The sequence below is a fragment of the Streptomyces sp. SCA2-17 genome (assembly GCF_044336695.1).
In genome coordinates, this window is the sequence record NZ_CP117521.1 from 3,061,738 (window position 1) to 3,079,459 (window position 17,722).

Genomic DNA, 17,722 nt, shown 5'->3' on the forward strand with positions numbered 1-17,722 from the left:
GTCACGGAACGGGCACGCGGCTTGACGTGCCCGCGGCCTACGGCAGACTTGGCCGAGATATATCGACAGAGTGGAAACGTGTGCCCCTGCCATCGCCGGGGCACCGCGTAGCCGGCTCGCAGCCATGCAGTGCGCCCAAGGGGGAAGTAGAACGATGAGCCAGGACGGCGCTCAGGGCCGCTACACGGGCCGGTCTGTCGGTGGCGGCCGCTACCAGCTGCGCGACCTGCTGGGCGAGGGCGGGATGGCCTCCGTCCACCTCGCCTACGACTCCGTCCTGGACCGCCAGGTCGCAATCAAGACACTTCACACCGAGCTCGGCCGCGAGGCGTCCTTCCGCGAGCGGTTCCGGCGCGAGGCCCAGGCCGTCGCCAAGCTCACACACACCAACATCGTCTCGGTATTCGATACGGGCGAGGACGACCTGGACGGGTCGACCATGCCGTACATCGTCATGGAGTACATCGAGGGGCAGCCGCTGCGCTCCGTCCTCGACGCGGACGTGGCGCAGTACGGCGCGATGCCGGCCGAGAAGGCGCTGAAGATCACCGCCGACGTGCTGGCGGCGCTCGAGGTCAGCCACGAGATGGGCCTGGTCCACCGCGACATCAAGCCCGGCAACGTGATGATGACCAAGCGCGGCGTGGTCAAGGTGATGGACTTCGGCATCGCGCGCGCCATGCAGTCCGGCGTCACGTCGATGACGCAGACGGGCATGGTCGTCGGCACGCCGCAGTACCTCTCGCCCGAGCAGGCGCTCGGGCGCGGCGTGGACGCCCGCTCCGACCTGTATTCGGTCGGCATCATGCTCTTCGAGCTGCTGACCGGGCGGCTGCCGTTCGACGCGGACTCGCCGCTGGCCATCGCCTACGCGCACGTCCAGGAGGAGCCGGTCGCTCCCTCCTCGATCAACCGCTCGATCCCGCCGGCGGTCGACGCGCTGGTCGCCCGGGCACTGAAGAAGAACCCGAACGAGCGCTTCCCCAGCGCCGAGTCCATGCGCGACGAGTGCGCGAGGGTCGCGGGCACGGCGCAGGCCGCGCCCGCGCCGATCATCATCGCGGGCGGCCCGCCGGCGCGCAGCGGCGCGGGCGTCGGCTCGGCGGTCTTCCCGCCCGTCGACCAGCAGACCCCTGCGCCGGGCCCTGGAGGCGTTCAGACGCCCTACCAGCCCCCGGCGGCCCCCGGGCCGTACAGCGGCGGCTACGGGCCCTCCTCGGGCGCTCAGCAGGCCGCTCCGGGCGGCCCCGGGTACCCGACGCCGGTGCAGCCCTTCCAGGCCGGTCCCGGCGGGCCCAGCACGCCCCCGCCGTACTCGGGCGGCCCCTCCACCTCGGTCGGGTCGTCCTCGGGCGGCGGCGGCAAGAGCAACAAGGGCGTCGTCATCGGCTCGGCGGTCGTCGCGGGCCTCGCGGTCATCGGTGTGATCGCCGCGATCGCGCTGAGCGGCGGCGGTGGCGACAAGGGCGACCAGGCGGGCGGCAACGGCGGCACCACCGGCGGGCAGAGCCAGGCTCCGGCCCCGGCCGGCGGCACGACCGGCGGCGCCACCACGACGAGCGGTGGCACGACGTCCGGCGGCAGCACCGGCGGCACGCAGAGCAAGCACAAAGAGGGCGACAAGACGAAGACCATCGACCCGGAGAAGTGCACCAAGGCCTACGAGTACTACAGCGACAAGTCGAAGAAGTCGTCCCCGGACTTCCGCTACATGTACATCGACTCCGTGAAGTCGTGCCTCCAGGCCGCCGGCTGGAAGTACCGGATCGACGTGTCGTCGGAGAACACGTGGGGCAAGGGCACGGTGCTCAACCAGGTGCCGGCCGCGGGTGACCCGTTCGACCCGAAGTCGCCGTCGGACCAGTTCGTGCTGACGGTGTCGACGGGCGACCCGGCTTCGTAGCTCCGTAGGGCTGTTTCTTTGTGCGTGTGCCCGGTACGTCCTCGGAGGACGTACCGGGCACACGCACAAGCGGGCTGACGCTCGCTCAGGGCTTTTCGGGCGGCTAAGCGGCCTTGCCGAAGTGCGGTGCGGGTCCGTGCCCCGAAGGGGCGCGGGGAACTGCGCGACCAGCCCCCACCGGCCCGCAGATGACGCACTCCACTTCCCGCGGAGCGCTTAGAGGTACGGGCCGGAGCGCGCGCCGCCGTGCTGGTGGCCGTCGATCTCGTCGTCGTCCCCCAGGACACCGGCGGGCAGCGCCCTGCGCATCTGCTCCAGCTGGGCACGGGCCGCCATCTGCTGGGCGAACAGCGTCGTCTGGATGCCGTGGAACAGGCCTTCCAGCCAGCCGACCAACTGGGCCTGCGCAATGCGCAGTTCCGCCTCGCTGGGCACGCTGTCGTCCATGAAGGGAAGCGACAGGCGCTCCAGCTCCTCGACCAGCTCGGGGGCCAGGCCGTCCTCCAGCTCCTTGACGGAGCTGTGGTGGATCTCCTTGAGCCGGACCCTGCTCGCCTCGTCGAGAGGAGCCGCCCGCACTTCCTCCAGCAGTTGCTTGATCATGCTGCCGATGCGCATGACCTTCGCAGGCTGTTCGACCATCTCCGTCACCGGGACCTCGCGCGACTCGTCGTCGCCCTCCCCGCCGCCGGGGCTGGCGCTGCCGAGAGCCATGCCGTCCGGGCCTACGACCAGGACTTTGGGGCTCTCCTCCTGCGACCGTTCATTCCTCGGCATATCCATGCCGCCATTCTCTCGCACATGTGATTTCCCCCTGTTGATGCCCCCGTACACGCCTGATCCACCGTGCCACGCGCCCTTCCGCGCGCCCCTCTTCCGCTTCGCACGCCCTGTTTTTCACTCCATGCGCCGTATCGCTCCTTATTTCGCTCCGTGGCACCCGCACGGCAGACGCTTCGCCCCGCGGCGGCCGTTCCGGTCCGCTACTTCGGTCTGCGCAGCCGCAGGGCGAAGAAACCGAGCCCGAGGCCGGTGAGGGCGAGGCCGGTGCCCAGGGGCAGGACGCGCAGCACGCGGTCGCCGTAGGCCGCGGTCCTGGTGGCGCGAGCGGCGGGTGAGCGGGTGGACACAGGGTCGGGGGTCACCGGTCCGGCGGGCTCCTGCGGCTGCTCGGGGACGCCGCCCGCCTCGTCCACGGCGGCCGGCGGCGCGGTGTCGGGCGCGTCCTCCCCGGGCGCGTCCTCGGCCTGTCCGGGAATCTCCTCACCCGCCTCCGTACCGGTGTCGTCGGAGGGGTCCGGGGAGGGCGACCCGGACGGCTCGTCCGACTCACCGGAGGGGAGTGAGCCGGATATCGCGGGCGGGCCGGTGGGCCGGTGCGTCCGGCCGGGGTGGAGGCGCCCCTCGCCTGCGGATGTCCCGGCGAGCCTGCCCTCGCCGGGAGCCGGCGGGGCCGAGGGGCGGCGGGTGGGGCCGGGCGCCGGGTCCGGCGCGGCGGAGACCGCGCGCGGGGGCGGACGCCCGGGAGACGGCTCGGGGAGCGCCGGGTGCGGCGCGGCGGCGACGATCAGGGCGGAGGCGGCCAGCAGCGGCCCGGCTATCAGCCACGTGCGCAGGACCGCCCGCGGACGGCCCGGCAGCCTGCCGCCGTCGATGCCCACGTCGCCGCCCTCCGCTCTCCGCCCGAGCCGCTCACGCCCACCCTCACACGGGGTGGGCGGGGCGGCACGGCGGGTGGTGCGTACGGGTGGACCGTGCGACGGGAGGGATGCGGTTGCGGCTCAGGCCGTGAGGAGGATCTTCCCCACGTGCGCGCTCTGCTCCATGACGCGGTGCGCCTCGGCGGCCTCCGCCATCGGCATCGTGCGGTCGACGACCGGCCGCACCCGTCCGCCGGCGACGAGCGGCCACACGTGCTCCCGTACGGCCGCGATGATCGCCGCCTTCTCGGCGAGCGGGCGGCCGCGCAGGGAGGTGCCCATCACGGCGGCGCGCTTGGTGAGCAGCGCACCGAGGTCGAGCTCGGCCTTGCGCCCGCCCTGCAGGCCGATGATGACCAGGCGGCCGTTGACGGCGAGGGCGTCCACGTTCCGGGCGAGGTACTTCGCCCCGACGATGTCGAGGACGACGTCGGCGCCGACGCCGCCGGTGACCTTGTGCAGCTCCTCGACGAAGTCCTGTTCGCGGTAGTCGATGAGGATGTCCGCGCCCAGCTCGCGGCATGCCTCCAGCTTGTCCGCGCTGCCCGCGGTGACGGCGACGCGCGCCCCGACGGCCTTCGCCAGCTGGACGGCCATGGTGCCGATGCCGCTGCCGCCGCCGTGCACGAGGAACGTCTCGCCGGGGCGCAGGTGGGCGACCATGAACACGTTGGACCAGACGGTCGCGGTCACCTCGGGCAGGCAGGCCGCCGTGACGAGGTCCATGCCGTCGGGCACGGGCAGCAGCTGGCCCGCGGGGACGCACACCTTCTGCGCGTAGCCGCCGCCCGCCAGCAGCGCGCACACCTCGTCGCCGACCGCCCAGCCGCTCACCCCGGGGCCGAGCGCGGCGATCCGGCCGGAGCACTCCAGGCCGGGGTAGGGGGAGGCGCCGGGCGGCGGGTCGTAGAAGCCCTGCCGCTGAACGACGTCGGCGCGGTTGACCGCACTGGCGACGACCTCGACCAGGACCTCGCCCTCGCCGGGTACGGGATCGGGGACCTCGGACCAGACCAGGGCCTCGGGCCCGCCCGGTTCGGTAATGGTGATCGCATACATGGTCGCGAGGCTACCGCCGGGGTACGGGGGCGATCACGGAATATGGGGGCCATGGTGACGCGCAAGATGACCCGACTGTCGCTGTTCCGCACCCTGTGGAACCGCACCCGCGGCGAGGCCGGCGAAGACGCCGAGGCGGGCCGTTTGATCGTCATGCCCGCCCGGCGCGTCGCGCCGCCGCTGCGGCAGGTGCTCCAGCGGCTGATCATGTCGCTGGTGGTGCTGGCCGTCACCACGCTGATCGTCTACGCGGACAGCTCCGGCTACCACGACAACGCCGGCGGCGAAGTGGGCTTCCTCGACTCCGCGTACTACGCGACGGTGACGCTGTCGACCACCGGCTACGGCGACATCACGCCCGTCGGCGACGCGGCCCGGCTGACGAATATCTTCGTGATCACGCCGCTGCGCGTGCTGTTCCTGATCATTTTGGTGGGAACGACCCTGGAAGTGTTGACCGATCGGACGCGCCGGCAGGTGCGCGTCCACCGTTGGAGGTCCCGGATGCGAGAGCACACCGTCGTCGTCGGCTACGGCACGAAGGGCCGGCACGCCGTCGAGACGCTGCTCGGGCAGGGCAAGCCCAAGGACAAGATCGTCGTGGTCGACCCGCAGAAGAAGGTGGTCGACGCGGCGGCGACCGAGGGCCTCGTGGGCGTCCTGGGCGACGCCACGCGCTCCGAGACCCTGCTGCGCGCGGAGCTCGCGCGCGCCTCCCAGATCGTCATCACCACGCAGCGGGACGACACGGCGGCACTGGTCACCCTGACGGCGCGGCAGCTGAACAAGTCGGCCACGATCGTCGTCGCCGTCCGGGAGGACGAGAACGTGCCGCTGCTGCGGCAGAGCGGCGCGGACACGGTCGTGACGAGCTCCAGCTCGGCGGGCCGCCTGCTCGGCATGTCGATGATGAGCCCGAACGTCGGCACGGTGCTGGAGGACCTGCTGACGTACGGCAACGGCCTGGACGTCGCGGAACGCCCGGTGACGAAGCGGGAAGCGGGCCACTCGCCGCGGGACTGCGAGGACTTGGTGGTGGCGGTGGTCCGGGGCCACCGCCTGCTGCACTTCACGGACCCGGAAGCGGCGACGCTGCAACTGGCGGACCGGTTGATCACGATCAGGGAGGCGGCGGGGGCGGCGGAGCGTCGGGAGTGAGGGGTGGGGCGAGCTCCTGTGTTTCGGGCCCGCCCGGTGTTCTGGGGCCGCCCGGCGCCACGAACTCATAGGGCGGGCCCACGTATTTTTTAAGCCCCTCCGGCGTCTGAGGAGCGGGGTCCGGGGCGGAGCCCCGAAGCTACGGCAACCCCAGCACCCGCACCTCCGCGGCGCGCCCCGCACCACCCGGCGGCACGACCGCCATGCCGTCGGCCTCGGCCAACCCCCGCAACATGGCGGGCCCATGGAATCGCAGGGGCCGGACCCGCCCAGAGCCGTCGTACGCGACCGGCACCAGCCGTGTGTCCGCCGGGTGACCGGACACGGCCTCCGCCAAGACGGCCCGCACGGGCTCACCCGGCGCCCGCCCGGTCAGCCCCCGCAGCAACGGCTCGGCAAGCGTCAGCAGACCGGCAACCGCGGCCAGCGGATTCCCGGGCAGCCCGACGACATGCCGCCCCGGCCCCGGCCGGGCGAGCAGCATCGGGTGGCCGGGCCGCACCGCGACCCCGTCGACCAGCAGCTCGGCGCCCAGCCGCCGCAGCGTGGGGTGAACGTGGTCCACAGGGCCGGAGGCCGTACCGCCGGTGGTGACGACCACGTCCGCCGTGGACGCGGCGAGCGCCTCGTACAGAGCGTCCCCGTCGTCCCCGAGGCACAACGCCTCACCCGGCTCCGCACCGAGCGCCCGCAGCCACGGCCCGAGCATCGGCCCGAGCGCGTCCCGGATCAGCCCGCCCTCCGGCAGCCCCTCGCGGAGCAGCTCGTCGCCGAGGACGAGCACGTCGACGCGGGGGCGCCGCACGACGGTCAGCTCGTCGTAGCCGGCGGCGGCCGCGAGCCCGAGCAGGGCGGGCGTGACGAGCGTTCCCGCGGGCACGAGCTCGTCGCCCTGCCGGCACTCGCCGCCCCGCGGCCGGATGTCCTGGCCATGGCTGACGTGCCGGGCGGCCAGCAGCTCGCCCTTCACGGTCACTTCGCCGTGCTCGCTGCGCAGCACGGCGGTCGCCCCGGGCGGGACCGGCGCTCCGGTGGCGATCCGCACGGCGCCCCCGTCGCGGAGCGGCCGTGCGCCGGGGCGGCCCGCGAGGACGTCCTGCGCGCCGGGCGGCGGGAGCTTCCACGGGCCGGGCCCGGAGACGGCCCAGCCGTCCATGGCGGAGGTGTCGAAGGAGGGCAGGTCGGTGAGGGCGACGAGCGGCTCGGCAAGTACGTGCCCGAGGGCGTCGCCGAGGGGCCGCTCCTCCGCCGGAAGGGCGTCGGCGGCCGCGGCGGCGACGGCGCGGGCCTCGGGCCAGGGGGTGGCTCCGTGAGGGGCGTGGGGGGTGTCGTCGGCCGTCATGTCGCGGGCCCGCTTCCGGTCTTTGCCGTTCTGGACGATGCCGCTGTCGTCGATGCCGTCGATGCCGTCGATGCCGGTGAACGGAAGGTCATCGTAGGCGGGGACCGGCGCGGGAGCGGGGACGGAAGGCCCCCGCGTGGCTCGCGCGGCACGTGCGGTGCCCATCGTGCGCCCGCCGTCGACCACGCCGCCCCCGACGGGCATCTCGTCGAACGGGAAGTACGCGAGGGGCGCTCGCCCGTCGTGCGCAGGCGCGGCACGCCGCGGCTCGGCGCCTCCGGCCCCGGAGCGGCCGGGCGCCTGCACGCCCTCGTCCGGAAACCGGTCGCCGGTGCCGGCACCGGCACCGGCGCGGGAGCGCGTACCGCGCCGCTGGTCCGCGAAGAGCGCCAGCGCGTCCTCCGTCGCCCGGTCGAGCGCGGAGTCCCCGTCCGCTTCCGTCATCGCGGGCCGTCGGCCTTCCCGGCGGCGCCGTCGTCGCCGGGCTTGCCCGCCGCGTGGCCCTCGGCGGCGGCCGCCTCCGCGGCCCACTGCTGGGCCAGGGCGACGGCCTTGCGGGTCGCCTCGGCCACGGCTTCGGGGCCGCCTCCCAGGCGCCCCGCGGCGTAGCCGACGAGGAAGGTGGTCAGGGGCGCGGCGGGCCGGGCCACGCCGTGCGCGGCGTCGCGCGCGAGGTCCAGGAGGGCGGTGGTGTCGACGTCGAGGTCGATGCCCAGCTCGGCCTTGGCCGCGGAGATCCATTCATCCAGCACGCTCCCATCGTCCCTGATGCGCGCGCGGGCGGTGGCGACGTCCTCCCAGGTGTCGCAGTCGAAGGAGGCCGTCGGGTGCGGGAACCGGCCGAGGGTCAGCTCGTCGGTGAGCAGCCGCAACGGCAGTCCTACGAGGCTGCCGTGCTCGGTGGCGAGCAGCGCCAGCTCGCGGCGCAGCGGCTCGGTGCGGTAGGCGGCGACCAGCGGCTGGTCACGGCCGTCCAGGTCGGTGAGCAGCACCCCTTCCACGTACGGACCGCCGGTGGCGGCCGCGGCGAGCAGGGCCCGTACGGTTTCGGCGCGCAGGAACGGCAGGTCGGCGGAGAGCACGAGCGTGGTCGCGGCGGCCGTGTGCCGCAGGCCGGCGGCGAGCCCGGCGAGGGGGCCGCCGCCGGGCGGCTCCTCCCGCGCCCACCGCACGGGCCGCACGGTGGGGCGCCGGGGGCCCACGACGACGGTCTCCTCGGCGTCCGCGCACGCCTCCAGCACCCGGTCCAGCAGTGTGCGCCCGCCTACGCGCAGGGTGGGCTTGTCGGTGCCGCCCAGTCTGCGGGCGGCACCACCGGCGAGCACTACGGCGTCGTAACCAGTCACCCGTCGAGTATGGCCGTTCGCCTTGCGGCGAAGGCTCAGAGGGAGCGCAACAGGACGGCCGGCTGCTCGACGCAGTCGGCGACGTAGCGCAGGAAGCCGCCGGCCGTACCGCCGTCGCAGACCCGGTGGTCGAAGGTGAACGACAGCTGCACCACGTGCCGTACGGCCAACTCGCCCTCGTGCACCCAGGGCTTGGGGGCTATCCGGCCAACACCGAGCATGGCCGCCTCGGGGTGGTTGATGATCGGCGTGGAGCCGTCGACGCCGAACACCCCGTAGTTGTTCAGCGTGAACGTGCCTCCCGTGAGGTCGGCAGGCGTCAGGGTGCCCGTGCGCGCGGCCTCGGTCAGCCGGGCCATCTCCGCGGAGAGGCCGGCGGCGTTGCGCAGATGGGCGTCCCGGACGACGGGGACGACCAGCCCGCGCTCCGTCTGCGCGGCGAACCCGAGGTGGACGCCGGGCAGCCGGACGATCTCCCGGGCCTCGGTGTCGACGGTGGAGTTGAGGTCGGGATAGCGGGTGAGGGCGGCCGTGCAGATGCGGGCGAGCAGGGCCAGGAGGGATATCTTCGTACCCTCGGTGGCGTTCATGGCCTTGCGGGCGGCCAGCAGCTCGGTCGCATCGGCGTCCACCCAGCACGTGGCGTCGGGAATCTCCCGCCGGCTCCTGCCGAGCTTCTCGGCGACGGCGCCGCGCAGCCCCCGCAGGGGGATGCGCTCGGCACCGGGGACCCCGGCAGCCGGGGCGGGAGCGGGGGCGGTCACGGCCTCGGCGTCGCGCACGGCGCGCTCCACATCGGCCCGCAGAATAAGCCCGTCCCGCCCGGTGCCGGTCAGTCCCCGCAGGTCAACCCCATGTTCCCGGGCCAGCTTCCGAACGAGCGGAGAGACGACGGCGACGGGTCCGGTGCCGCCGGAACGCCGTGCCCCGGTCGCGGGCCCGCCTGCGGATGAGCCACGCCCCATGGCCACGACCTGGGCACCCGCAGGGTCAACGGCGGTCCCGGCCGCCCCTCCCGCCGCGACGGTGCCCAGCCCGTACGAACCTGCCCGGCGGTGCCCGCCGGGCTCAAGGCCGTCCGAGGACACGACTCCGGCGGTCCTTCCCGGCACGGACTCGTCCCGGGAAGGCCCCGGGCCCACAAGCCCACCGGCAGCCCCGGCCGAACTGTCCGCCGCAGCGGCGCCCGGCCCGCGCAGACGCGACCGGCGGTGCCCGCCGGCCTCCGGGCCGCCCGGCTCCGCCGAGCCGTCGACCGAGCCCGCACCGGACGTGCCCCCGGGGGCCCCGGACAGGCCGGCCTGCGGCCGGACACGGCGGCGCCGCGCCGCGGGCGCACCCGTGCCGTAGCCCACCAGGACGTTGCCCGAGGCCTCCGCCGCGGGGCCGGGCTCCGTCTCCGCGGCCGCTCCGACGGCCACCGTCAGGAGCGGCGCCCCCACCGGCAGCTCCATGCCCTCCTCGCCGAAACGCGCGGTCACCACGCCTCCGTAGGGGCAGGGGACTTCGACCATCGCCTTGGCCGTCTCGACCTCCACGACGGGCTGGTCGATGGCCACGACCTCGCCGACCTCCACCAGCCACCGCACGATCTCCGCCTCGGTGAGGCCCTCGCCGAGATCCGGCAGCCGGAATTCCTTGACCTCGGGCATCAGCTCTCCGCCTCCCACTGCAACCGCGCGACCGCGTCGAGCACCCGGTCGACCCCGGGCAGGTGGTGCCGCTCCAGCATCGGCGGCGGGTACGGGATGTCGAATCCGGCGACGCGCAGCACCGGCGCCTCCAGGTGGTGGAAGCAGCGCTCGGTGACGCGGGCCGCGATCTCCCCGCCGGGGCCGCCGAACCCGGTGGACTCGTGGACGACGACGGCGCGCCCGGTGCGCCGGACGGAGGCGCAGACCGTCTCCTCGTCGAAGGGGACGAGCGAGCGCAGGTCGACCACTTCGAGGTCCCAGCCCTCGTCGGTGGCCGCCTCGGCCGCTTCCATGCAGACCGGCAGGGACGGCCCGTAGGTGATGAGCGTGGCGGAGGTGCCCCGGCGGCGGACGGCGGCGCGCCCTATGCCGGGCACGGCCTCGGGCGTCTCGGGGTCCCACTCGGCCTTGGACCAGTAGAGCCGCTTGGGCTCCAGGAAGACGACGGGGTCGTCGGAGGCGATCGCCTCGCGCAGCAGCCCGTAGGCGTCGGCGACGGTGGCGGGCGTGACCACGTGGAGACCGGGGGTCGCCATGTAGTACGCCTCGGAGGAGTCGCTGTGGTGCTCGACGCCGCCGATGCCGCCTCCGTAGGGCACGCGGATGGTGAGGGGCATGGGCAGCGCACCGCGCGTGCGGTTGCGCATGCGGGCGACGTGGCTGATGAGCTGCTCGAACGAGGGGTAGGCGAAGGCGTCGAACTGCATCTCCACGACGGGCCGCAGCCCGTACATGGCCATGCCGACCGCCGTGCCGAGGATGCCGGCCTCGGCGAGCGGGGTGTCGGTGCAGCGGTCCTCGCCGAACTCCTTCACCAGGCCGTCGGTGACGCGGAAGACGCCGCCCAGCGCACCGACGTCCTCTCCGAGGACGTGGACGGACGGGTCCTCGGCCATGGCGTCGCGCAAGGCCCGGTTGAGGGCCTGGGCCATGGAGGCGGGCCGGGCTCCGGCCCGGACGGCGGCGGTGGTCATCGCTGCGCCCCTTCCCGGGCCGCGGGGGCGGCCTCGTCCGCCGCGGCGAGCTCGGCGCGCAGCATCTCGGCCTGCTCGCGCAGTTGGGCGGTCTGGCGTGCGTAGACGTGGGTGAAGAGGTCCATGGGATCGAGCGGGGGGTCCTCGTTCATGCGGTCGCGCAGGTCGGCGGCCATGCGCTCGGCGGCTTCGCGCTCGGCGGCGACGACGGACGGGTCCAGCAGCTTGCGCTCGGTCAGCTCCTGCTCCAGCAGGGCGATGGGGTCGTGGCCGCGCCAGGTGTCGACTTCGGCGTCGCTGCGGTAGCGCGTGGCGTCGTCGGCGTTGGTGTGGGCGTCCATGCGGTAGGTGACCGCTTCGACCAGGGTGGGGCCGCCGCCTTCGCGGGCATGCCGTACGGCGTGGGTGAGCACCTCGTGGACGGCGGCGACGTCGTTGCCGTCGACGAGCCGGCCGGGCATGCCGTAGCCGACGGCCTTGTGGGCGAGCGAGGGGGCCGCGGTCTGCTTGGCGAGCGGCACGGAGATCGCGAAGCCGTTGTTCTGCACGAGGAAGACGACGGGGGCCCGCCACACGGCGGCGAAGTTCAGCGCCTCGTGGAAGTCGCCCTCGCTGGTGCCGCCGTCGCCGACCATGGCGAGCGCGACCACGTCGTCGCCCTTGAGGCGGGCCGCGTGCGCGAGGCCCACCGCATGCGGCAGTTGGGTGGCCAAGGGGGTGCAGAGCGGTGCGATCCTGTGCTCGTGGGGGTCGTATCCGGTGTGCCAGTCGCCGCGCAGGAGCGTGAGCGCCTGGACGGGGTCGAGGCCGCGGGCGACCGCGGCGAGGGTGTCGCGGTAGCTCGGGAAGAGCCAGTCCTGCTCCTGGAGGGCGAGCGCGGCGGCGACCTCGCACGCCTCCTGTCCGGCGGAGGAGGGATAGACGGCCAGCCGGCCCTGGCGGGTCAGCGCCGTGGCCTGGCCGTTGTACCGCCGGCCGCGGACGAGGTGCCCGTACAGCCGCAGCAGCAGCCCGGCGTCGAGCCCGCCCGCCGCCTCGGTGCCCAGCACGCGGTACGGCTCCGCGTCGGGGAGCAGGGGGGCGGGGTCGGTGCGGGGCCGCCAAGCGGGCGGCGGGGTGGGCCGGTACGAGCCGGGCTGCTCCAGAACCGTCATGACGAGCACCTCCTTTGTGGGGACGGGCTTGACCGGACGTGCGGCTCGATGCGCCGGACGCCCTCCCTACCGATTGTTCGGTCGTCGGCACATTTTGGCTACAGGCGGCCCGAGCCTGTGGACAAACGGTTCTCCACAGCCTGAGATATGGCCAGGACGTCCAAGAGGGGGAGGCGGGACGCCATGCCGGACGAACAGATGGCCCTCACCGGGAGCAGGACCCCCGCGCGGCCGCTGGACGACATAGACCGCGCCATCCTGCGCATGCTGCAAGCGGACGGGCGCGCGTCGATACGGTCCGTGGCCGAGCGGGTGCACGTCTCGCGCGCCAATGCCTACGCGCGGATCAACCGGCTGATCGACGACGGGGTCATCCGGGGCTTCAGCGCCCGGGTCGACCAGGAGCGGGCCGGGCAGAGCGCGTCCGCGTACATCACGCTGAAGATCGTGCAGAACTCCTGGCGCGCGGTCCGCGACAAGCTCCTGGAGCTGCCGGGGGCCGCGCACGTCGCCCTGGTGAGCGGGGACTTCGACGTGCTCCTGCTGGTGCACACCAAGGACAACCGCGCCCTGCGCGAGCTGGTGCTGACCCGCATCCAGGCCATGGACGAGGTGCTCAGCACCCGCACGCTGCTGATCTTCGAGGAGACGGACCTCGACGAGGGAGGTCTCTAGCGGTCGGTCCGGAGCCCGTCGAACGCGGTGCGCACGACCGCGTCGGCGACTTCTTCGCTGGTCACCGCCCCGCCGCGGTCGGGGCGGTACCACTCCACCACGGAGTTGATCATTCCGAAGAGCAGCCGGGTGGCCAGCCGTGCGTCCACGTCCGCCCGCAGGTCGCCGTCGGCCGCCGCCTGCTTGAGCAGCTCGGCGACGCGGTGGTCGAACTCGCGGCGGCGCTCCATCGCCCAGCGCTCGGTGGCGGTGTTGCCGCGCACGCGCAGCAGCAGCGTCACGTAGGGCAGCTCGGCCATGAGCACCTCGACGGTGCGGCGGGTCACGTACTGCAGCCGGTCGACGGCCGGACCGCCGGTCGCTCCGGGCTCGTCCAGCACGGCGAAGAGCTCGTCCAGGGCGCGGCTTATCGCGAGCCGGAGCAGCTCTTCCTTGCCCTTCACGTGGTGGTAGATGGAGGACTTGGAGATGCCGGCCGCCTTGGAGAGGTGCTCCATGGACGTGCCGTCGTAGCCCCGCTCGTTGAACACCCCGACGGCGACCGCGAGCAGCGATTCGGGCGTGTAGGTGTCGCGCTTGGCCATGGTCATGATTACAGCAGGCTCTCTTCGACGGCCGCACGGCGGCGGAGGGACAGGGAGGGGTCGTAGCGGCCGCCCGGGTAGTCCCGGGCGAGGCCCCGCAGCATGCCGCGCACGCGGTCCAGGCCGATTTCGCGGCCCCACTCCAGCGGGCCGCGCGGGTAGTTCACGCCCAGCCGCATGGCGGTGTCGATGTCCTCGCGGTTCGCCACGCCGCGCCCGGCCGCGTCCTCGGCGAAGTCGACGAGCATGGCGACCGTACGGGCGACGATCAGGCCCGGGACGTCCGCGATGACGCTGACGCTCTTGCCGAGCGCCTGGAACAGGCCCACGGCGGCCTGCACGTCCCGCGCCGAGGCCTTCTCGGAGGGGGCGAGGGCGATCCGGGTGCAGGCGCGGTAGTCGAGGGCCAGGTCGAAGTAGATGTGCGGCCCGCCGTCCCCGGGGGTGGCCGCCTCGCCCCCGGTGAGGGTGAGCGCCGCTCCGTCGGGAAGGGTGATGTGCCAGCCGGACTCGTGGGGCGCGCGGTCGCGCACGACCTTGATCCCGGCTTCCTCGATCATCTCGCGCAGGGGTGCGCAGGCGCGCGGGGCCTCGGCGTGCCAGCCGATCTCCGCGGGCGGTTCGCACGGCGCCGCGGTGGCCGGCTCGGGCCGCTCCGCGCCCTCCTTGTACGAGAACCATCCGCGGCCGGTCTTCCGGCCGAGCAGCCCGGCCTCCACGAGCCGCTGCTGGGCGAGGGAGGGCGTGAACCGGGGGTCGTGGAAGAACGCCTCGTAGACCGAACGGGTGACGGCGTTGTTCACATCCTGGCCGATGAGGTCGGTGAGCTCGAAGGGGCCCATGCGGAAGCCGCCGCACTCCCGCAGCACGGCGTCGATGGTGGCCGGGTCGGCGCCGCCCTCCTCGTGGACGCGGAAGGCCTCCGCGTAGAAGGGCCGGGCGAGCCGGTTGACGATGAAGCCGGGTGTGTCGGCGCAGGCCACCGGGGTCTTGCCCCACGCGGCCACGGTGGCCCGGGCGCAATCGGCCGCTTCCGGGTCCGTGGCGAAGCCCCGGACCACCTCGACCAGCGGCAGCAGCGGGGCGGGGTTGAAGAAGTGCAGGCCGACGAAGCGGCCGGGCAACCGCAGGGCACCGGCGACGGCGGTCACCGACAGGGACGAGGTGTTGGTGGCGAGCAGGCAGTCATCGGGGACAACCTGTTCCAGCTCGGTGAACAGCTTCTGTTTGGCGTCCAGTTGCTCGACAATCGCCTCGATGACGAGGGCGGAGCCGGCGAGTTCGGCGATCCGTGCGGCGGGCAGCAGACGGGCGAGGGCCGCGTCCCGGCCCGCCGCGTCGAGCCTGCCCTTGTCCACCAGGCGGCCGAGCCGGGCGGCGATCGCCCGCGCCGCCTCCTCCGCACGGCCGGGCGCGGCGTCGTACAGCCGCACGGCGTGGCCCGCCACCAGGGCGACCTGGGCGATGCCCTGGCCCATGGTGCCGGCGCCGACGACGGCGACGGTCCCGGCGGGGTCGATTGGGGTCATGGCAGTGATCCTCCCCGAAGAGTTGTCCACAGCTTCGCCGGGCCCCCTTGTCCCGACCGATCGTTCGGTTACTGTATCCACCGGGGGTGCGTCTGGTCCCCCGTATCGGAGCCCCGCTCGACAAGGAGTTGGTCAGCCGTGACCGCCGGACTCACCACCGCTCAGTTGACCGAGAAGCACCGCCCCACCCTCGATCAGGCGCTGGAGGCCATCCGCACGCGCGCCTATTGGTCCCCCTTCCCCGAGAACCCGAAGGCGTACGGCGCGGAGGGATCCGTGCCCGGCAGCCTGAGCGCCGCCGAGGGCCGGGCCGCCTTCGAGGCGCTCCGGGGCGCGCGCTTCGAGCTGGACCAGCCGGGCACCGACGGCTGGGCGGGCGCCGAGGTGTCGCCGTTCGGGATCGAGCTCGGCATCGAGTATCCGCACCCGGCCACCGGGGAGCTGCTGCCGGCGCTGCGCGCGGCGATGCCGCAGTGGCGCGAGGCGGGTCCGGAGGCGCGGGCCGCGGTCTGCCTGGAGATCCTCGCCCGGATCAACGCCCGCTCGCACGAATTCGCGCACGCCGTCATGCACACCAGCGGCCAGGCCTTCATGATGGCCTTCCAGGCCGGCGGCCCGCACGCCCAGGACCGCGGCCTTGAGGCCGTGGCCTACGCGTATGCGGAGCAGGTCCGCACCCCCGGCTCGGCGGACTGGTCCAAGCCGCAGGGCAAGCGCGATCCGCTGGAGCTGCGCAAGGAGTTCACGGCGGTGCCGCGGGGCGTCTCCCTGCTCATCGGCTGCAACACCTTCCCCACGTGGAACGGCTTCCCCGGCCTCTTCGCCTCCCTCGCCACGGGCAACGCCGTCCTGGTCAAGCCACACCCGCGCGCGGTGCTGCCGCTGGCCCTGACGGTGCGGATCGCGCGCGAAGTGCTGCGCGAGGCCGGCTTCTCGCCCGACCTGGTGGCCCTGGCCGCCGAGCGGGACGGCGAGGGCATCGCCAAGGCCCTGGCCGTGCGCCCCGAGATCCGCATCATCGACTACACCGGCTCCACCGCCTTCGGCGACTGGCTGGAGACCAACGCCCGCCAGGCGCAGGTCTTCACGGAGAAGGCCGGGGTCAACACCGTCGTCATCGACTCCACGGACGACTACAAGGGCCTCCTCGGCAACCTGGCCTTCTCGCTGTCCCTCTACAGCGGCCAGATGTGCACCACCCCGCAGAACTTCCTGATCCCCCGCGGCGGCATCACCACCGACGCCGGGCCCAAGTCCTACGACGAGGTGGTGGCGGATCTGGCCGCCGCGGTCCAGGGCCTGCTGGGCGACGACGCCCGGGCGAACGCCCTGCTCGGCGCCATCGTCAACGACCAGGTCAAGGAGCGGATCGAGGCCGCGGGCCGGCTCGGCGAGGTCGCCCTGGCCTCCCGCGCGGTGGAGAATCCCGACTTCCCCGGCGCCACCGTCCGCACCCCGGTGATCGTGAAGCTGGACGGTGCCAAGCCCGACGCCGAAGCGGCCTACTTCGCGGAGTGCTTCGGGCCGGTGTCCTTCGCCGTCGCCGTGGACTCCGCGGCGGACGCCGTGGAGCTGCTGCGCCGCACGGTGCGCGAGAAGGGCGCGATGACCGTCGGGGCGTACACCACGTCGCCCGAGGTCGAGCGGCTGGTGGAGGAGGCGTGCCTGGAGGAGTGCGCCCAGCTCTCCCTCAACCTGACGGGCGGGGTCTTCGTGAACCAGACGGCCGCGTTCTCCGACTTCCACGGCTCCGGCGGCAACCCCGCCGCGAACGCGGCCCTGTGCGACGGCGCGTTCGTCGCGAACCGCTTCCGCACGGTCGAGGTGCGCCGCCAGGCCTAGTCCAGGCCCGGGCCCGGGCCTCCCCAGTGGAACAGCGCCATGGCGACGCTCGTGGCGAGGTTGTAGCTGGAGACCTGGGGGCGCATGGGGAGGGCGACCAGCCGGGTCGCCCTCTCGCGCAGCTCGGGCGAGATGCCGTGGCGCTCGGAGCCGAAGGCGATCAGCGCGTCGTCGGGCAGGGCGAGGGTGCGGATGTCGTCGCCCTCGGGGTCCAGGGCGTAGAGCGGCCCGGGCGGGAGCTCGGTCAGGGGCAGCCGCTCGACGGCGGTGGCGTAGTGCAGGCCCGCCCCGGCCCGTACGGCGTTGGGGTGCCAGGGGTCGATGTCCCCTGTGGTGACGACGCCCGTGGCGCCGAAGCCGGCGGCCAGCCGGATCACGGCGCCCACGTTGCCGAGGTTGCGCGGGTTGTCGAGGACGACGACGGGAGCCTTGCGGGGCGCCCGCGAGAGCGCGTCGAGGTTCGCCCTGCGCCCGCGCCGCACGGCGAGGGCGGCCACGCCCGTGGGGTGGATCCTGGGCACCAGCTCGCGCAGCGCCGTGGCGGGGATCTCGACCAGGCGCTCGGCGAGCGTCCCGGTGAGGTCGCCGGCCAGGGCCTCGGCGAGCGCCAGCGCCGCCGCCTTGTCACTGGTGACCGCGAGCGGCACGTCCGCGCCGAAGCGCAGCGCGTGCTTCAGGGCGTGGAAGCCGTCGAGCAGTACGGCGTCGGGGGCGCGCTCGCCCCACTGCCGGACTGCGGCAGCGGCTTCGTCCTCGGTCATG

Annotated in this window: 15 protein-coding genes; 4 read left to right on the forward strand and 11 right to left on the reverse strand. The window is 73.8% G+C overall.

Features of this window, described 5'->3' with window-relative positions; all coding sequences use genetic code 11:
- The first annotated feature begins 154 nt into the window (after positions 1–154).
- Positions 155–1,903 (forward strand): protein kinase domain-containing protein, encoded by a 1,749-nt coding sequence (locus PS271_RS13665; protein WP_398382171.1) that lies wholly within the window; start codon positions 155–157, stop codon positions 1,901–1,903.
- Positions 1,904–2,119: 216 nt separating this feature from the next.
- Here PS271_RS13665 and PS271_RS13670 read toward each other — a convergent pair whose 3' ends face one another.
- From PS271_RS13670 to PS271_RS13680, 3 genes are all read right to left on the reverse strand, one after another.
- On the reverse strand, positions 2,120–2,686 hold the full coding sequence (locus PS271_RS13670; protein WP_398382172.1) for a bacterial proteasome activator family protein: 567 nt from the start codon (positions 2,684–2,686) through the stop codon (positions 2,120–2,122).
- A gap of 200 nt (positions 2,687–2,886) precedes the next feature.
- On the reverse strand, positions 2,887–3,564 hold the full coding sequence (locus tag PS271_RS13675) for a hypothetical protein (RefSeq protein WP_398382173.1): 678 nt from the start codon (positions 3,562–3,564) through the stop codon (positions 2,887–2,889).
- 120 nt (positions 3,565–3,684) lie between these two features.
- Complete coding sequence (locus PS271_RS13680) at positions 3,685–4,662, reverse strand: NAD(P)H-quinone oxidoreductase (RefSeq protein ID WP_398382174.1); 978 nt, start codon at positions 4,660–4,662, stop codon at positions 3,685–3,687.
- A gap of 51 nt (positions 4,663–4,713) precedes the next feature.
- Between PS271_RS13680 and PS271_RS13685 the strand changes: the two genes are divergently transcribed.
- Positions 4,714–5,820 carry a potassium channel family protein gene (locus PS271_RS13685; RefSeq protein WP_398382175.1) on the forward strand — a complete coding sequence of 369 codons (1,107 nt, stop codon included), beginning with the start codon at positions 4,714–4,716 and terminating at the stop codon, positions 5,818–5,820.
- Positions 5,821–5,959: 139 nt separating this feature from the next.
- On the opposite strand, the gene PS271_RS13690 is transcribed toward PS271_RS13685, so the two are convergent.
- Genes PS271_RS13690 through pdhA form a run of 5 tightly spaced genes read right to left on the reverse strand, consistent with a single transcriptional unit; the run spans position 5,960 to position 12,330 of the window.
- Positions 5,960–7,606 (reverse strand): molybdopterin molybdotransferase MoeA, encoded by a 1,647-nt coding sequence (locus tag PS271_RS13690; protein WP_398382176.1) that lies wholly within the window; start codon positions 7,604–7,606, stop codon positions 5,960–5,962.
- Positions 7,603–8,508, reverse strand: a complete 906-nt coding sequence (locus PS271_RS13695) for an NTP transferase domain-containing protein (RefSeq protein WP_398382177.1) — start codon at positions 8,506–8,508, stop codon at positions 7,603–7,605. Before PS271_RS13695 ends, PS271_RS13690 begins: the two co-directional genes overlap by 4 nt.
- A 35-nt stretch (positions 8,509–8,543) precedes the next feature.
- The gene (locus tag PS271_RS13700; protein ID WP_398382178.1) at positions 8,544–10,160 is read right to left on the reverse strand and encodes a dihydrolipoamide acetyltransferase family protein; all 1,617 of its coding nucleotides are present in this window, start codon (positions 10,158–10,160) and stop codon (positions 8,544–8,546) included.
- Complete coding sequence (locus PS271_RS13705) at positions 10,160–11,176, reverse strand: alpha-ketoacid dehydrogenase subunit beta (protein ID WP_120754884.1); 1,017 nt, start codon at positions 11,174–11,176, stop codon at positions 10,160–10,162. The genes PS271_RS13700 and PS271_RS13705 overlap by 1 nt, the downstream gene beginning before the upstream one ends.
- A complete protein-coding gene (pdhA, locus tag PS271_RS13710; protein ID WP_398382179.1) occupies positions 11,173–12,330 on the reverse strand; it encodes a pyruvate dehydrogenase (acetyl-transferring) E1 component subunit alpha in 1,158 nt (385 codons plus the stop codon). The genes PS271_RS13705 and pdhA overlap by 4 nt, the downstream gene beginning before the upstream one ends.
- Positions 12,331–12,513: 183 nt before the next feature.
- Between pdhA and PS271_RS13715 the strand changes: the two genes are divergently transcribed.
- Positions 12,514–13,005, forward strand: coding sequence for an Lrp/AsnC family transcriptional regulator (locus PS271_RS13715; protein WP_398382180.1), 492 nt, complete (start codon positions 12,514–12,516; stop codon positions 13,003–13,005).
- Here PS271_RS13715 and PS271_RS13720 read toward each other — a convergent pair.
- The gene (locus PS271_RS13720) at positions 13,002–13,595 is read right to left on the reverse strand and encodes a TetR/AcrR family transcriptional regulator (protein ID WP_194960599.1); all 594 of its coding nucleotides are present in this window, start codon (positions 13,593–13,595) and stop codon (positions 13,002–13,004) included. The two genes, PS271_RS13715 and PS271_RS13720, sit on opposite strands and share 4 nt — an antisense overlap.
- A 2-nt stretch (positions 13,596–13,597) precedes the next feature.
- Positions 13,598–15,118, reverse strand: coding sequence for a 3-hydroxyacyl-CoA dehydrogenase (locus PS271_RS13725; RefSeq protein ID WP_398382181.1), 1,521 nt, complete (start codon positions 15,116–15,118; stop codon positions 13,598–13,600).
- A 138-nt stretch (positions 15,119–15,256) separates the two neighbouring features.
- Between PS271_RS13725 and paaN the strand changes: the two genes are divergently transcribed.
- The gene (gene paaN / locus PS271_RS13730) at positions 15,257–16,960 is read left to right on the forward strand and encodes a phenylacetic acid degradation protein PaaN (RefSeq protein ID WP_398382182.1); all 1,704 of its coding nucleotides are present in this window, start codon (positions 15,257–15,259) and stop codon (positions 16,958–16,960) included.
- Here paaN and PS271_RS13735 read toward each other — a convergent pair.
- Positions 16,957–17,721: a TrmH family RNA methyltransferase gene (locus PS271_RS13735; protein WP_398382183.1), complete on the reverse strand. Its 765-nt coding sequence runs from the start codon at positions 17,719–17,721 to the stop codon at positions 16,957–16,959. The two genes, paaN and PS271_RS13735, sit on opposite strands and share 4 nt — an antisense overlap.
- Position 17,722: the final 1 nt, after the last annotated feature.